The sequence below is a fragment of the Streptomyces genisteinicus genome (assembly GCF_014489615.1).
Taxonomy (GTDB): domain Bacteria; phylum Actinomycetota; class Actinomycetes; order Streptomycetales; family Streptomycetaceae; genus Streptomyces; species Streptomyces genisteinicus.
Genome location: NZ_CP060825.1, coordinates 1467501 through 1482121 on the forward strand (window position 1 = coordinate 1467501; position 14621 = coordinate 1482121).

The 14621-nt window shown below is 72.1% G+C and carries 15 protein-coding genes (1 of these 15 only partly in view); 7 read left to right on the forward strand and 8 right to left on the reverse strand.

Annotation, left to right across the window (positions count from 1 at the left end; translation table 11 throughout):
• From IAG43_RS06480 to IAG43_RS06490, 3 genes are all read left to right on the forward strand, one after another.
• Positions 1-649, forward strand: partial view of a sporulation protein gene (locus IAG43_RS06480; protein WP_187739798.1) — the 3' portion only. Its footprint begins 134 nt before the window's first position; the window shows 649 of its 783 coding nt (coding positions 135-783); the start codon falls outside the window, past its left edge; its stop codon occupies positions 647-649.
• A gap of 56 nt (positions 650-705) precedes the next feature.
• A complete protein-coding gene (locus IAG43_RS06485; RefSeq protein WP_187739799.1) occupies positions 706-1242 on the forward strand; it encodes a YbhB/YbcL family Raf kinase inhibitor-like protein in 537 nt (178 codons plus the stop codon).
• 238 nt (positions 1243-1480) lie between these two features.
• A complete protein-coding gene (locus IAG43_RS06490; protein ID WP_187739800.1) occupies positions 1481-1990 on the forward strand; it encodes an HNH endonuclease in 510 nt (169 codons plus the stop codon).
• A 112-nt stretch (positions 1991-2102) separates the two neighbouring features.
• Here the strand turns inward: IAG43_RS06490 and IAG43_RS06495 are convergent, their stop codons facing one another.
• The 4 genes from IAG43_RS06495 to IAG43_RS06510 form a co-directional block, all read right to left on the reverse strand.
• Entirely contained in the window at positions 2103-2870 is a 768-nt protein-coding gene (locus tag IAG43_RS06495; RefSeq protein WP_187739801.1) for a sulfite exporter TauE/SafE family protein, read from the reverse strand.
• Positions 2871-2952: 82 nt separating this feature from the next.
• Complete coding sequence (locus tag IAG43_RS06500) at positions 2953-3903, reverse strand: SPFH domain-containing protein (RefSeq protein WP_187739802.1); 951 nt, start codon at positions 3901-3903, stop codon at positions 2953-2955.
• A 162-nt stretch (positions 3904-4065) separates the two neighbouring features.
• Entirely contained in the window at positions 4066-4494 is a 429-nt protein-coding gene (locus IAG43_RS06505) for an NfeD family protein (RefSeq protein WP_187739803.1), read from the reverse strand.
• A gap of 180 nt (positions 4495-4674) precedes the next feature.
• Positions 4675-5466, reverse strand: coding sequence for an ABC transporter ATP-binding protein (locus IAG43_RS06510; RefSeq protein WP_187739804.1), 792 nt, complete (start codon positions 5464-5466; stop codon positions 4675-4677).
• 249 nt (positions 5467-5715) lie between these two features.
• Between IAG43_RS06510 and IAG43_RS06515 the strand changes: the two genes are divergently transcribed.
• Entirely contained in the window at positions 5716-6507 is a 792-nt protein-coding gene (locus IAG43_RS06515) for a hypothetical protein (protein ID WP_187739805.1), read from the forward strand.
• A gap of 91 nt (positions 6508-6598) precedes the next feature.
• Here IAG43_RS06515 and IAG43_RS06520 read toward each other — a convergent pair whose 3' ends face one another.
• The 3 genes from IAG43_RS06520 to IAG43_RS06530 form a co-directional block, all read right to left on the reverse strand.
• On the reverse strand, positions 6599-6847 hold the full coding sequence (locus IAG43_RS06520) for a chaplin (protein WP_187739806.1): 249 nt from the start codon (positions 6845-6847) through the stop codon (positions 6599-6601).
• Between the two features lie 268 nt (positions 6848-7115).
• The gene (locus tag IAG43_RS06525; protein ID WP_187739807.1) at positions 7116-7760 is read right to left on the reverse strand and encodes a response regulator; all 645 of its coding nucleotides are present in this window, start codon (positions 7758-7760) and stop codon (positions 7116-7118) included.
• Positions 7753-8898, reverse strand: a complete 1146-nt coding sequence (locus tag IAG43_RS06530) for a GAF domain-containing sensor histidine kinase (RefSeq protein WP_187739808.1) — start codon at positions 8896-8898, stop codon at positions 7753-7755. Before IAG43_RS06530 ends, IAG43_RS06525 begins: the two co-directional genes overlap by 8 nt.
• A gap of 184 nt (positions 8899-9082) precedes the next feature.
• Between IAG43_RS06530 and IAG43_RS06535 the strand changes: the two genes are divergently transcribed.
• The 3 genes from IAG43_RS06535 to IAG43_RS06545 all read left to right on the forward strand — a co-directional run bounded on the left by IAG43_RS06535 (position 9083) and on the right by IAG43_RS06545 (position 11906).
• Positions 9083-9778 (forward strand): SDR family NAD(P)-dependent oxidoreductase, encoded by a 696-nt coding sequence (locus tag IAG43_RS06535; RefSeq protein ID WP_187739809.1) that lies wholly within the window; start codon positions 9083-9085, stop codon positions 9776-9778.
• Positions 9775-10905, forward strand: a complete 1131-nt coding sequence (locus IAG43_RS06540) for an S-adenosylmethionine:tRNA ribosyltransferase-isomerase (protein ID WP_187739810.1) — start codon at positions 9775-9777, stop codon at positions 10903-10905. Before IAG43_RS06535 ends, IAG43_RS06540 begins: the two co-directional genes overlap by 4 nt.
• 278 nt (positions 10906-11183) lie before the next feature.
• Entirely contained in the window at positions 11184-11906 is a 723-nt protein-coding gene (locus tag IAG43_RS06545) for a transglycosylase SLT domain-containing protein (protein ID WP_187739811.1), read from the forward strand.
• 105 nt (positions 11907-12011) lie between these two features.
• On the opposite strand, the gene IAG43_RS06550 is transcribed toward IAG43_RS06545, so the two are convergent.
• The gene (locus IAG43_RS06550; RefSeq protein ID WP_187739812.1) at positions 12012-14525 is read right to left on the reverse strand and encodes an ABC transporter ATP-binding protein/permease; all 2514 of its coding nucleotides are present in this window, start codon (positions 14523-14525) and stop codon (positions 12012-12014) included.
• Positions 14526-14621 lie beyond the last annotated feature (96 nt).

Below are 14621 nucleotides of genomic sequence, written 5' to 3' on the forward strand. Positions count from 1 at the left end.
GCAGATCGAGGGCCTGTCCGTCGGTCTCCAGGCCCGGGTCGAGGTCGAGGGCGGCGACCACGAGGTCAAGCAGGACATCGAGTTCACCAAGCTCCGCCTCGGCGGGGCGTTCGAGGTGAAGGCCGGCGCGGTGCACGTGGTGCCCTTCGGCCTGGAGATCCCGTGGGAGACGCCCGTGACGACGATCGCCGGGCAGCGTCTGCACGGCATGGACATCGGCGTGACCACCGAGCTGGAGATCGCCCGCGCCGTCGACTCGGGCGACCTCGACCCGATCAACGTGCATCCGCTGCCGGCGCAGCAGGCGATCCTGGACTCGTTCGTCCAGCTGGGCTTCCGCTTCAAGAGCGCGGACATGGAGCGCGGTCACATCCGCGGGACGCGGCAGAAGCTGCCGTTCTACCAGGAGATCGAGTTCCTGCCGCCGCAGCAGTTCCGCGGGCTGAACCAGGTCGAGCTGACGTTCGTCGCCGACGACCGCGAGATGGACGTCATCCTGGAGATGGACAAGAAGCCCGGTCTCTTCAGCGAGGGAAGCGACTCCTACAAGGCGTTCCGCGTGGGGCACCACGACTTCGCGTCGACGGACTGGACCGCCTATCTGAACCAGTGGCTCGCGGATGTCGGCGGTCGCCGCAACTGGCTCTGAGCACAATAGGTGCTGTTCCGAGGACGCACTGTTACACCCGATTCGGAGGTTCTGACGTGACCGAGCAGCAGCGGGCGCCCCTGCCGCACGACTTCCACCCGCCGGTGCCGTCGTTCACCGTGGTGAGCGACGACATCGAGCCGGGCTCCGTGCTGGGGGACGCCCAGGTGCAGGCGGAGGGCGACACCTCTCCGCAGCTGCGCTGGGAGGGGTTCCCGGAGGGGACCAGGAGCTTCGCCGTGACGTGCTTCGATCCGGACGCGCCGACGGGCAGCGGTTTCTGGCACTGGGTTCTCTTCGACATCCCGGTGTCCGTCACCGAGCTGCCGGCCGGTGCGGGAAGCGGCTCGTTCGCGGGTCTGCCGGCCGGAGCGGTCCACGCACGGAACGACTACGGGTCCAAGGAGTTCGGCGGTGCCGCTCCCCCGCCGGGCGAGGACCACCGCTACGTCTTCACCGTGTACGCGGTGGACACCGAGAAACTGGGCCCGGATGCCGACACCTCTCCGGCGGCCGTCGGCTTCAATCTGCGTTTCCACACGCTCGGCCGTGCGCAGCTGATCGCGCACTACGCGAGTCCTTCCGGAAGCTGAGTTCCGGTGCCCGGCGGAAGGCGTTCATGACCTGATCGTGTGAGGCGATTGTTCGTTTTCCGTTTGCCCTGCCCTGGTTCTGGAGAGATCAGGGCAGGGCAGTTTTGTTGCCAGGGGCCGGGGGTTGTCTCTCCGGCAGGCACAGATATTGCGTTGTCCATCCCGGCGCGCCCGGCCAGAGTTGATGCGAGCCCGAGCCCGCCGACAGGGCCGGGCCGGCGTACGGGAGGTGGGCGGAATGCGGAACACGCTGGTGCTGAACGCGAGCTTCGAGCCGTTGTCGACGGTGTCGCTGAACCGTGCCGTGGTGCTGGTGCTGCAGGACAAGGCCGTCGTCGAGCAGTCCCACCCCGCCCTGCGTGTCCGCGCGGCCGCTGTGGAGCTTCCCGTGCCGCGGGTGATCCGGCTCTGCCGTTACGTACGGGTGCCCTTCCGAAGACAGGCTCCGTGGTCCCGGCGGGGGGTGCTGGTCAGGGACCAGCACCGGTGCGCCTACTGCGGCAGGCGGGCGACGACCGTCGACCACGTGGTGCCGAAGTCGCGTGGTGGCGCCGACTCCTGGCTCAACACGGTGGCGTCGTGCGCCGAGGACAACCACCGCAAGGCGGACCGGACCCCGGAGCAGGCGGGTATGCCGCTGCTGCACCAGCCGTTCGTGCCCTCCCCCGCGGAGGCGATGCTCCTCGGCCTGCGGTCCGGTGAGCGTGACGCGCTGCCCGACTGGCTGACGGCGTCGACCGCGGCCTGAAGCCCCGGCGGCCGCGCGGGGCGCGTGCCCGGCCCGCACGCGCGCCTGAGCCCGCCCCGCGATCACACGGGGGCGGGCTCGGGCGCGCGTGCGGGCTGTCCGCGGGGGTGGTCTACCTCAGGAGCAGCTGGACGATCGCGAAGACGCCGACGACGACGATGAAGACCCGCAGGGCCGGCGCGGGCAGCCGGCGGCCGATCTTCGCGCCCAGCTGTCCGCCGATGGCGGAGCCCACGGCGATGAGGAGGACGGCGGTCCAGTCGAAGTCGGCGACGAAGAGGAAGAACAGGGCCGCGATCGTGTTCACGATCGCGGCGAGGACGTTCTTGACCGCGTTGAGGCGCTGGAGGGTGTCGTCCAGCAGCATGCCCATCAGGGAGAGGTAGATGATCCCCTGGGCTGCGGTGAAGTAGCCGCCGTAGACGCTCGCGAGGAGGAGTCCGCCGAAGAGGACGGGCCCGCCGTCGGCCTTGGTGGGGGTGCCGGTGCGCTCGCGGCGTCGCTGGACGGCGGCGGAGATCCGGGGCTGGAGGACGACCAGGACGAGTGCGAGGGCGACGAGGACGGGCACGATGGTCTCGAAGGCCGTCGGGGGCAGCATCAGCAGCAGCACGGCCCCCGCGAGGCCGCCGATGGCGGAGGCGACGCCGAGGCGCAGGATGAGCGGGCGCTGTCCCTTGAGTTCCTCGCGGTAGCCGATGGCGCCGCTGATCGATCCGGGAATCAGCCCGAGGGCGTTGGACACCGTCGCGGTGACGGGCGGCAGCCCGGTGGCGAGCAGGACCGGGAACGTGATCAGCGTTCCCGATCCCACGATGGTGTTGATGGTGCCTGCGCCGATCCCTGCGGCGAAGACCGCCAGGAGCTCCCAGATGGACACGCCATGCCCTCCGCGTTCGGTGAGTCGCCTCCCCGCCCTGAAGGTCGAGGGGCCTCACCGATCATGCACGAGGGGCTTCGGCTCAGTCGATGGGGGGCTGCTCCCGGCGTTCGGCGGTGGGTGCGGACTGCTTGGGCACACCGCCGCCCATTCCTGCCATGGGGTTGAAGTTGCCCATGGCGCCGCTGAGGCCCTTGAGGGCGTCCCCGATCTCGCTGGGGACGATCCAGAGCTTGTTGGCGTCGCCTTCGGCGATCTTGGGGAGCATCTGGAGGTACTGGTAGGCGAGCAGCTTCTGGTCCGCGTCTCCGGCGTGGATGGACTCGAAGACCGTGCGGATGGCCTGGGCCTCGCCCTCCGCGCGCAGTGCCGCCGCCTTGGCCTCGCCCTCGGCCCGCAGGATGGCGGACTGCTTCTCGCCCTCCGCGGTGAGGATCTGGGACTGCCGGATGCCCTCGGCGGTGAGGATGGCGGCGCGCTTGTCGCGGTCGGCGCGCATCTGCTTCTCCATCGAGTCCTGGATGGAGGTGGGCGGTTCGATGGCCTTGAGCTCGACGCGGTTGACGCGGATGCCCCACTTGCCGGTCGCCTCGTCGAGGACTCCGCGCAGCGCGGCGTTGATCTCCTCGCGGGAGGTCAGGGTCCTCTCCAGGTCCATGCCGCCGATGATGTTGCGGAGCGTGGTGACGGTGAGCTGCTCGATCGCCTGGATGTAGCTGGCGACCTCGTAGGTGGCGGCGCGGGCGTCGGTGACCTGGTAGTAGATGACCGTGTCGATGTTGACGACCAGGTTGTCCTGGGTGATCACCGGCTGCGGCGGGAAGGGGACGACCTGCTCGCGCAGGTCGATGCGGTTGCGGATGGAGTCGATGAACGGGACGACGATGTTCAGTCCCGCGTTGAGGGTGCGGGTGTAGCGTCCGAACCGTTCGACGATGGCGGCGCTGGCCTGCGGGATGACCTGGATCGTCTTGATCAGGGCGATGAAGACCAGCACCACCAGAATGATCAGGACGATGATGATCGGTTGCATCGCGTTCCCTGTGCCCTTCGCTGCCGGTGATGAGCGGACCGAGCGTGTTCCGCGGGCCGGGCCCGGGTGGTCCGGCGGTTGTCGATGATCAGTTTCCCAGAACGCGGGCCGTGCTGTGGGCAGTTCGGCCTGTTCGGTCCGGGGACACGGGTCGACGGTACGTCACATGACGACCGCGGTGGCACCGTCGATGTCGACGACGTCGACCTGGCGGCCCTCCTCGAAGACCAGCGAGTCGTCGTAGGAGCGGGCGGACCAGATCTCGCCGGCCAGCTTGACGCGGCCGCCCCGGCCGTCGACGCGCTCCACGACGACGGCCTGGCGGCCCTTCAGCGCGTCGATGCCGCTGGCGAATCCGGGCTGCCGGCTTCGCTGGCGTGCCGCGAGCGGGCGCACCACGGCGATGAGGGCGACGGAGACCGCGACGAAGACGAGGACCTGGGCGACGACACCTCCGCCCACGGCCGCGACGACCGCGGCGGCGACCGCCCCCGCGGAGAACATGCCGAACTCGGGCATCGCGGTGAGGACGAGCGGAATGCCCAGCCCGACCGCGCCGATCAGCCACCACACCCATGCGTCGATGTCCACACCGTCATGGTAGGTGCGCCGGTCGCCGTCGGGACAGAGGGCATGGGCAAATAGCCCCTGCCCGGGCGGGAGTTCGGCGGCGCGGGTGCGGCTGCGGCGGGCAGGGGGCGGGCCGCGGCGGGTGTGCGTGCCCCGGAGGCGGGGTGGCGGACCGGGAGGCGCAGGGGCGGTCCCGGGCGGTCAGCCCAGGGGGAGCCCGTGGGCGGTCCACCGGTCGGCGGCGCGCTCGACGACCAGCGGCAGACCGAAGCAGAGGGAGAGGTTGCGCGAGGTGAGCTCGGTCTCCATCGGGCCGGCCGCGAGGACCTTGCCCTGCCGGATCATGAGGACGTGGGTGAAGCCGGGGGCGATCTCCTCGACATGGTGGGTCACCATGATCATCGAGGGGGCGTACGGGTCGCGGGCGAGCCGGCCGAGGCGGCGCACCAGGTCCTCGCGGCCGCCGAGGTCGAGGCCGGCCGCGGGCTCGTCCAGGAGCAGCAGTTCGGGGTCGGTCATCATGGCGCGGGCGATCATGGTGCGCTTGCGCTCGCCCTCGGAGAGGGTGCCGAACCTGCGGTCGAGGTACTCGGTCATGCCGAGGCGGTCGAGGAAGGCGCGGGCGCGCTGCTCGTCGACCTCGTCGTAGTCCTCGTGCCAGGTGGCGGTCATGCCGTAGGCGGCGGTGAGCACGGTCTGGAGGACGGTCTGGCGCTTGGGGAGCTTCTCCGCCATGGCGATGCCCGCGACGCCGATCCGGGGGCGGAGCTCGAAGACGTCGACGCCGCCGAGCCGCTCGCCGAGGATGCGGGCCGTGCCGGCGGTCGGGAAGAGGTAGCTGGACGCGATGTTGAGCAGGGTCGTCTTGCCGGCGCCGTTGGGGCCGAGGATGACCCAGCGCTCCCCCTCCTTGACCGACCAGGAGACGTCGTCCACCAGAGCGCGTCCGTCGCGGACCACGGATACGTCCACCAGCTCCAGTACATCGCTCATGAGCGCGTTGTCTCCCCATGCGTCGTCGAGGTCTTCGGGTGCGTGTGTGCCGTTCGGACACCTCACCTGTGCGCACCTGTGGGCACTGCACCCAGGGGAAAACCTACGCCACCCGCCGGGCGTGCCGGTGCCCGGTCCCGCGCTTGGGTCCCTCCTCCTCGCGCGGGCGGGGTGACGGCGCTCCCCGCGGCGGCGGGCAGCCCTTCGGCAGGAAGGAGCCGCCCGCGCGGCACACCCTAGGGTGTGGGCATGCTTTCGGAACCACGTTCAGGACGTCTGGCCGCATGGGGCAACGCCCTCCTGGCCCACCGGGTGTCGCCCGACGACGCGGCGCTCGCGATCGTCGGCGAGGACGCCGTGCACCGTGTCGAGGGGCTGCCGGGCGAGGCGGGACCGGTCGGGCTGACCCTGGCGCTGGGGCGGCTGCGGACGCTCGGGGTGGCGGGGTACCGGCTGGCGCTGCCCGCGCCGGGGCACCCGCTGGGTCTGAGCGGTCCGCCGGAGTTCAACGCGCGCGCTCTGGAGGCGGAGGAGGCGGTCGTCGGCACGGGGGCTCCGTACGGGCTGGTGCCCGAGGTGCGCGAGGCGGGCCCGGAGGGGGACGTGCACACGGAGGTGGTCTGGCACTGCCTGCCGGTGCGCGAGGCGCCTCCGGCGGACGTGCCGTCGCTGGGCGAGGCGGAGCGTGAGCTGGCGGAGGCGATGCGGGAGGCGACCGAGGTGCTGACCCGGCTCGACGTCGCGGCGTCGGGTCCGGTGGCGGAGGCGGCGCTGGACGCCTACCGGGCGCGGGCCGAGCGGGGCTCGGGCGACGTCCTGGCGCCCGGGTACCCGCCGCGCGCGGTGCGGGTGCTGGAGCTCGCCCGGCGGATCGGGCTGCTGATCTCGCTGGCGTACGCGAACGGGCACGGCGGGGCGGTGAGCGCCTCGGAGATGGCGGCGCGCACCGAGGCGCTGCGGCCTGTCGAGCGGGTGGCCCGGCGGGCGCAGGTGGCGGCGTACAACGCGTACGTGGAGGAGCGGGAACGCGGGCGGGGCTGAGTCCCGGGGAGCCCCGGTGCCGGAGGCGGGCCGGACGCGTGACGCCCCGGACCGCGCGGTGCGCGGGCCGGGGCGTGGGGTGCGGGGCGCGTCAGCCGTTGACGGCGGCGTTGCCGAACGCGGGGTTCAGCAGGCCGATCACGTTGACCGAGTTGCCGGACACGTTGACCGGGATGTGGACCGGGACCTGCACCAGGTTGCCGGAGGCGACGCCCGGGGACTTCACGGCCTCGCCGTGGGCGTGCGCACCGCCGGGGGTGGCGGAGGCCGCGCCCGCGCTCACGGCGACGATGCTGCCGGCGATCATGCCGAGGGCCGCTGCCTTCTTCAGGTTCTTCACTGCTCTGTTCCTCCTGGGGACATCCGCCGCGGCCGGCCGCCGCGGCACGTCCTGGAGAACGCGGGGGCGCACCGGAGGATGCGCCATGTGAGTGACATCCACCCGACAGTATGAATCTCTGATCGGAGCGTGACCTTCCGGCGCCCGGCTCGTCGCACCGCCGCCCGTCCGGGCCCCGCCCGCGCCCGGCGGGCCCCCGCCCCGGCCGTCCCCCGCGAGCCCTCCGGCCCCGGCGGTCCGGCCCGGCCGCCGCCGTCCAGGCGGTCGCTCAGTCGGTCATTCCGTGCCGGACCGCCCACAGCGCGGCCTGGGTGCGGTCGGCGAGGTCGAGCTTCATGAGGATGTTCGAGACGTGGGTCTTCACCGTCTTCTCGGAGAGCACGAGCGCCCGGGCGATCTCCCGGTTCGACCGGCCGTCGGCGATCAGGCCGAGCACCTCGCGCTCGCGTTCGGTCAGGCTCGGCCCCCGGCCGCCCGTCTGACCGGGCACGTCCCCGGACAGCAGCGCTCCGGCGACCTCCTGCTGGAGGAGCACGTGCCCCGCGTGCACGGACCGGATCGCGCCGGCCAGCGCCTCCGGGTCGACGTCCTTGTACACGTAGCCCGCCGCCCCGGCGCGCAGCGCGGGCACCACCGTGCGCTGCTCGGTGAAGCTGGTGACGATCAGGACCTTCGCCGGGTTGTCCAGCCCGCGCAGCCTGCGCAGCGCCTCGATGCCGTCCGTGCCCGGCATCTTCACGTCCATCAGCACGACGTGCGGCCTCAGCTCCTCCGCGCGGGCCACGCCCTCGTCGCCGTCGGCCGCCTCGCCGACGACCTCTATGTCGTCCTGGACCTCCAGGAAGGTGCGCAGGCCGCGCCGCACCACCTGGTGGTCGTCGACCAGCAGGACGCGGATCTTTCCCTCAGCCACCGGGAACCTCCATCTCGATCGTGGTGCCCCTGCCGGGCGCCGATTCCACGCTGAGCCGGCCGCCCACGCCGCCGGCCCGGTCCCGCATCGACACCAGTCCCAGGTGCCGCCCGGCCCGGCGCACGGCCAGGGGTTCGAAACCCTTCCCGTCGTCCGTGACGGTGAGGACCGCGCCCTGGCCGCGGCGGACCAGTGCCACGTTTACCGCACGCGCCCCGGAGTGCCGCAGCGCGTTGTGGAGGGCCTCCTGCGCGACGCGCAGCAGCGCCTCCTCCTGTGCGGCGGGGAGGGCCCTGACGCCGCTGGTGCCGAACGCGACCTTCGCGGTGTGCGCCCGGTCGAGGACCTGGACGTGGGTGCGCAGGGTGTTCACCAGGCCGTCCTCGTCGAGCGCGGCGGGCCGCAGTTCGACGACGGCGGCGCGCAGCTCGTCGGCGGCCTCGGCGGCGAGCGCGGCGACCTGCTGGAGCTCGCCCTTGGCCCGGACCGGGTCGCGGTCCACCAGGGCTGCGGCCGCCTGTGCGGTCAGCCGCAGCGAGAACAGCTTCTGGCTCACGGCGTCGTGCAGCTCGTGGGCGAGCCGGGAGCGCTCCTCGGCGATGGTGAGCTCGCGGCTGCGTTCGTAGAGCCGGGCGTTGGTGAGGGCGATGGCGGCGTGCTGCGCGAGGATCCGCAGCAGGTCCTCGTCCTCCTCGGTGAACCCGCAGCCGCCGGCCGGCTTGGGGCAGCGCTTGTTGGCGAGGAAGAGGGCGCCGATGACGTCGTCCCCGTCCTTGACCGGCATTCCCAGGAAGTCGGACATGTCCGGGTGGGTGGAGGGCCAGCCCTCGAAGCGGGGGTCCTCCCGGACGTCGGCGAGCCGCTCGGTCCGGGCGTCCTGGAGCATCGCCGCGAGGATGCCGTGCTGGCGCGGCAGGGGTCCGATGGCCTTCCACTGGGCGTCGCTGACCCCGTCGACGACGAACTGCGCGAAGCCCCCGTGGTCGTCGGGCACGCCGAGCGCGGCGTACTCGGCGTCGAGCAGGCGGCGGGCCGAGGACACGATCGTCTTGAGGACGTCACGCACCTCGAGATGCCTGCTCATCGCCAGGATGGCGGTGCTCACGTCGGCGAGGCCGGAGCTCGGTCGGTGGCTCATGGGCTCACCGTACCGGCGGGTCACGGGCCGTCGTATCGGGCCGCGGACCGCCCCGGGCCTCGGCCCGTCGGCGTAGGTCGAAGTGCCCTCGCCCATGGGGCCCGGCGCACGAGGCGGTGGGCCGGGCCGCGTTCCTACGGTGGCGGCGTCAGGACGGCGCAGGACGACGGAAGGGGCGGACATCATGGCCACAGCGGTGATCACGGGGGCGTCGAAGGGACTGGGCCGCGCGCTCGCGGACGGTCTGGCACGGCAGGGCTGGGACCTGGTGCTCGGCGCACGGACCGAGGACGTGCTCCAGGAGACCGCGGGCCGCGTCCGCGCGCACGGCACGCGGGTGGTGACGGTGTCCGGCGACGTCACCGATCCCGCCCATCGGGCGGCCCTGGTGGCGGCGGCGGCCGGGCTGGGCGGCCTGGACCTGCTGGTGAGCAACGCGAGCGCGCTGGGCGCCGAGCCGCTGGTGCGGCTGGAGTCGCTGCCGGTGGCGGGACTGCGCGCGGCGCTGGAGACCAACGCGGTGGCGGCGCTCGGCCTGGTCCAGGAGGCGCTGGTGCTGCTGCGGCGCTCCGCGGCGGCGGCGGTCGTGGTGGTGAGCTCGGACGCGGCGGCGGAGGCGTATCCGCGGTGGGGCGGCTACGGGGCGTCGAAGGCGGCGCTCGACCAGCTGGCCGCGGTGCTGGCGGTGGAGGAGCCGTGGCTGCGGGTGTGGAGCGTGGACCCGGGCGACATGCGGACGGACCTGTACGCGGCGGCGGTCCCGGACGACGCCGATCCGCGGCCGGAGCCGGAGTCCGTGGTGCCGGGCTTCCTGGCCCTGGTCGGCCGGCGGCCGGTCAGCGGCCGGTACTCGGCCCCGGCGCTGCTGGAGAGCCGGTGACGGCCGCGCGGGCCCTCGAGCGGCTGCGCGTGCCGCAGGAGCTGTCGGCGCGGGAGCCGGCAGAGGCGCGGGGCGCGGGGCGGGACGACGTGCGGCTGATGGTGTCGCGCGGTCCGCGGGTGTCGCACCACGCGTTCCGGGACCTGCCGGGGCAGCTGCGGGCCGGGGACGTGCTGGTCGTCAACACCTCGTCGACGCTGGCGGCGGCGGTGGACGGGCGGATCGGGGCCGAGCCGGTGGTGGTGCACTTCTCGACGCGCGGCGACGGGGGCCGGTGGTCCGTGGAGCTGCGGCGGCCGGACGGCTCCGGGAGCACGCTCCCCCGGCCCGGGGGACCGCGCGGGACGGCGGTGCGGCTGCCGGGCGGCGGGGTGCTGGAGCTGGAGGAGCCGGTCACCGCGGGCGCGGACCGCCTGTGGTGGGCTGCGGCGACGGTGGACGTGCCGGGACTGATGGCGCGGTACGGGCGCCCGATCCGGTACGGCTACACCCGCCGGGACCAGCCGCTGAGCGCCTACCAGACGGTCTTCGCACAGCCCTCCCCCGACGGCTCCGGCTCGGCGGAGATGCCGAGCGCCGGCCGCCCCTTCACCGGGGACCTGGTGAAGCTCCTGATGAGCCGGGGCATCCGGTTCGCGCCCGTCACGCTGCACACGGGGGTGTCGTCGGCGGAGGCGCACGAGCCGCCGTACCCGGAGTTCTTCGAGGTGCCGGCGTCGACGGCGCGGCTGGTGAACGCGGCGAGGGCCGCCCGTGCGGGTGGTGGCGGGCCCGCGGCGGCCCGGACGGCGGGCCCTGCCGCGGCCGGGGGCCGGGTGGTGGCCGTCGGGACGACGGCGGTGCGGGCGCTGGAGTCGGCGGCGGGGCCGTCGGGGGCGGTGGCGCCCGCGCGGGGCCGGACCGGCCTGGTGGTGACGCCCCGCAGGGGGGTGCGGGTGGTCGACGGCCTGCTGACCGGGCTGCACGAGCCGGCGGCGTCCCATCTGCTGATGCTGGCGGCGGTGGCCGGGGAGGAGGCGCTGGCCCGCGCGTACGCCGAAGCGCTCGACCACCGCTACCTCTGGCACGAGTTCGGCGACGTCCACCTCCTCCTTCCGGAGGAGACTGCTCACCCAGTGGATTGCTGATGCAACAGGGGGTGAGTCGGGCGTGTCCCCCGTGTGAGGCCGGGCATAGGACGCAGGTCACTTACGAATCAGGCTAGTACGTACATAAAGGGCGCGTGAGCTGGTACTTGAGGGGTGAATCGGGCGTATGGGGCAACCGTGACCCACTATGACGGATCGTACGTCACACCTTTGCCACAGCATTTTGCCGCCGCTAAGAATTGCCGACGTCGCTTCCGAACAGCGCAGAGCCGATCCGGCCTGAGGCGACTTTCCGCTATTCGAAGAGGTACGTCTGTATGTCCGCGTTCAACACCGCCGCCCTCCGTCGTCTCCGATCGCGCAAGGCCGCGGTCACCGGCGTCGCCGTTGCCGCCTCCGCCGCTGTGGCGCTCACGCTCGCGCCCGGCGACGCCGAGGCGGAGACGACCACCGAGGTCGCCGCGGCCGCCCCGGTCGCGTGGAAGGTCAACCCCGAGCAGGCCGCGCAGGTCCGCGAGAGCATCTCCACGCAGCAGACCGCCTTCGAGGCCCAGTTCAAGGCCGCGCAGGCGAAGAAGAAGGCAGAGGCCGCGGCCGCGAAGAAGGCCGAGGCGGCGAAGAAGGCAGCCGCCGCCAAGAAGGCCGCGGAGAAGCGCGCCGCCGAGAAGGCCGCCGCCGACCGGTCCGCCCGCGCCGCCAAGCCGGCGAAGGTGACCTACCCGAACAACCTCGACGGCTGGATCCGCGAGGCCATGTCCATCATGAAGAAGCACGACATCCCCGGCTCCTACGAGGGCATCCACCGCAACATCATGCGGGAGTCCTCCGGCGACCCGCGGGCCATCAACAACTGGGACATCAACGCCATCAACGGCGTGCCGTCGAAGGGCCTGCTGCAGGTCATCAAGCCGACCTTCGACTTCTACCACGTCCCGGGCACCAAGAAGGACCAGTACGACCCGGTCGCCAACATCGTCGCCGCCTGCAACTACGCGGCCGACAAGTACGGCTCCATGGACAACGTGAACAGCGCCTACTGAGGCACGGCACGGACTGCCCCGCGACGAGGCGGAGAGCACGCGCATACGCCGCAGGGCGCACCCCTCACACCGGGGTGCGCCCTGTGGCGTTCGCCGTACGGCCGGCTACTTCCGCATGACCTCGGGCTCGTGGCGGCGCAGGAACCGCGCCACCAGCACACCGCAGAGCGCGCCGAGCGCGAGCAGGGCGGTCATGTCGATGCCCCAGGCGGCCGCGTCGTGGTCCCAGAGCGGGTCCGTGCTGCCCGGATCGTCCGTGTTGGGGTTGATCCGGTTGAAGTCCAGCGTCGTGCCGGCGGCGGCGACCGCCCAGCGGGACGGCATCAGGTACGAGAACTCGTTCACGCCGACCGTGCCGTGCAGGATGAACAGGCAGCCCGTGAACACGACCTGGATGATCGCGAACATCACCAGCAGCGGCATCGTCTTCTCGGCCGTCTTGACCAGGGCCGAGATGATCAGTCCGAACATCATGGACGTGAAACCGAGCGCCATGATCGGCAGCGACAGCTCCAGCATGACCATGCTGCCGAGGACCAGCCCCTCCGAGGGGAGCTCACGGGTGGCGAAGCCGATCGCGCCGACCAGACCGCCCTGGATGACCGTGATCAGCCCGAGGACGATCACCTTGGACATCAGGTACGCGGACCGGGACAGACCCGTGGCGCGCTCGCGCTCGTAGATCACCCGTTCCTTGATCAGCTCACGCACCGAGTTGGCGGCGCCGGCGAAACAGGCGCCCACCACCAGGATGAGGAGCACGGTCGTCGCCGTGCCGTTCGGGATGATCCTGCCGGTCTGCTCGTTGACGTTGACCAGCAGGCCCTTGTCCGGGTCGATGACCAGGCTGACCGCGCCGAGCACCGCCGGCAGGACCAGCATCAGCGCCATGAAGCCCTTGTCGGACGCGATCACCGAGACGTAGCGCCGGATGAGCGTGAACAGCTGGGAGCCCCAGCTCTGCGGCTTCGGCGGCCGGATCTGCTGCGGCGGCGGCATGTTGACCGCCTGCGGGGCGACGGCGTCGAGGTCGGCCGCGTACATCTGGTAGTGCTGCGAGCCCTTCCAGCGGCCCGCCCAGTCGTAGTCGCGGTAGTTCTCGAACGCCGAGAACACGTCCGCCCACGTGGTGTAGCCGAAGAAGTTCAGCGCCTCCTCCGGCGGACCGAAGTACGCCACCGAGCCGCCCGGCGCCATGACCAGGAGCTTGTCGCAGAGCCCGAGCTCGGCCACGGAGTGGGTGACCACGAGGACCGTGCGGCCGTCGTCGGCGAGGCCGCGCAGCAGCTGCATCACATCGCGGTCCATGCCCGGGTCGAGACCGGAGGTCGGCTCGTCCAGGAAGATCAGCGAGGGCTTGGTCAGCAGCTCCAGCGCGACGGAGACGCGCTTGCGCTGGCCGCCGGAGAGGGCGGTGACCTTCTTGTCCTTGTGGATGTCCAGCTTCAGCTCGCGCAGCACCTCGCCGATGCGCGCCTCGCGCTCGGCCTCGGTGGTGTCCGCGGGGAAGCGCAGCTTCGCCGCGTACTTCAGCGCCTTACGGACGGTGAGCTCCTTGTGCAGGATGTCGTCCTGCGGGACCAGTCCGATGCGCTGGCGCAGCTCGGCGAACTGCTTGTAGAGGCTGCGGTTGTCGTAGAGGACGTCGCCCTGGTTGGCGGGCCGGTAGCCGGTGAGCGCCTTGAGCAGGGTGGACTTTCCGGAACCGGAGGGACCGATGACGCCGATCAGCGACTTCTCGGGCACGCCGAAGGACACGTCGCGCAGGATCTGCTTCCCGCCGTCGACGGTCACCGTCAGGTGCCGCGCGGAGAAGGAGACCTCACCGGTGTCGACGAACTCCTCGAGCCGGTCGCCGACGAGCCGGAAGGTCGAGTGGCCGACGCCGACGATGTCACCGGCTCCGATGAGGACCGTGGACGACTTGGCGATCGGCTGACCGTTGACGTACGTGCCGTTGTGCGAGCCGAGGTCGCGGATCTCGAACCGGCCGTCGGGCGTCGCGGTGAACTCCGCGTGCAGCCGGGAGACCTGGAGGTCGGAGACGACGAGCTCGTTCTCCAGCGCACGGCCGATCCGCATCACACGGCCCAGCGAGAACTGGTGGAACGTAGTCGGGCTGCGGTCGCCGTGGACCGGGGACGCCCCCTGCGGCCTCGGTCCCCCCTGCTGGGCGGGGACCTGCGCCGGAGGCTGCTGCCAGCCCTGCTGGGGCGCCTGCTGCGGCGCGTGCGGCTGCTGCACCGGGGCCTGCGGCTGCTGCTGCCAGCCCTGCTGCGCCGCGGCCGCCTGCTGGGGCGCGGCGGCGGGCGCGCTGTAGGCGCCGGCGGCGGCGCTGAGGCTCAGCCGCGGGCCGTCGGTCGCGTTGCCCAGGTGCACGGCCGACCCGGCGCCCAGCTCCGTCTGCTGGACCCGCTGCCCCTGCACATACGTGCCGTTGGTGCTGCCGTGGTCCTCGATGGCCCAGCCGCGGCCGTTCCAGCTGATCGTGGCGTGACGCCACGAGACCCTTGCGTCGTCGATCACCAGATCACCCTGCGGGTCACGGCCGAGGGTGTACGACCTGGACGGATCGAGAGTCCAGGTCCTTCCGTTCAATTCCAGTACGAGTTCCGGCACTCCATGCCCCACTAGTTGTCCCCCGAGCTTCCCCCGTTGCCGGGAGTCTAGGGATGGCGAACATCGTGGGGAACTATTTCAGGCCCGGTCCGCCAT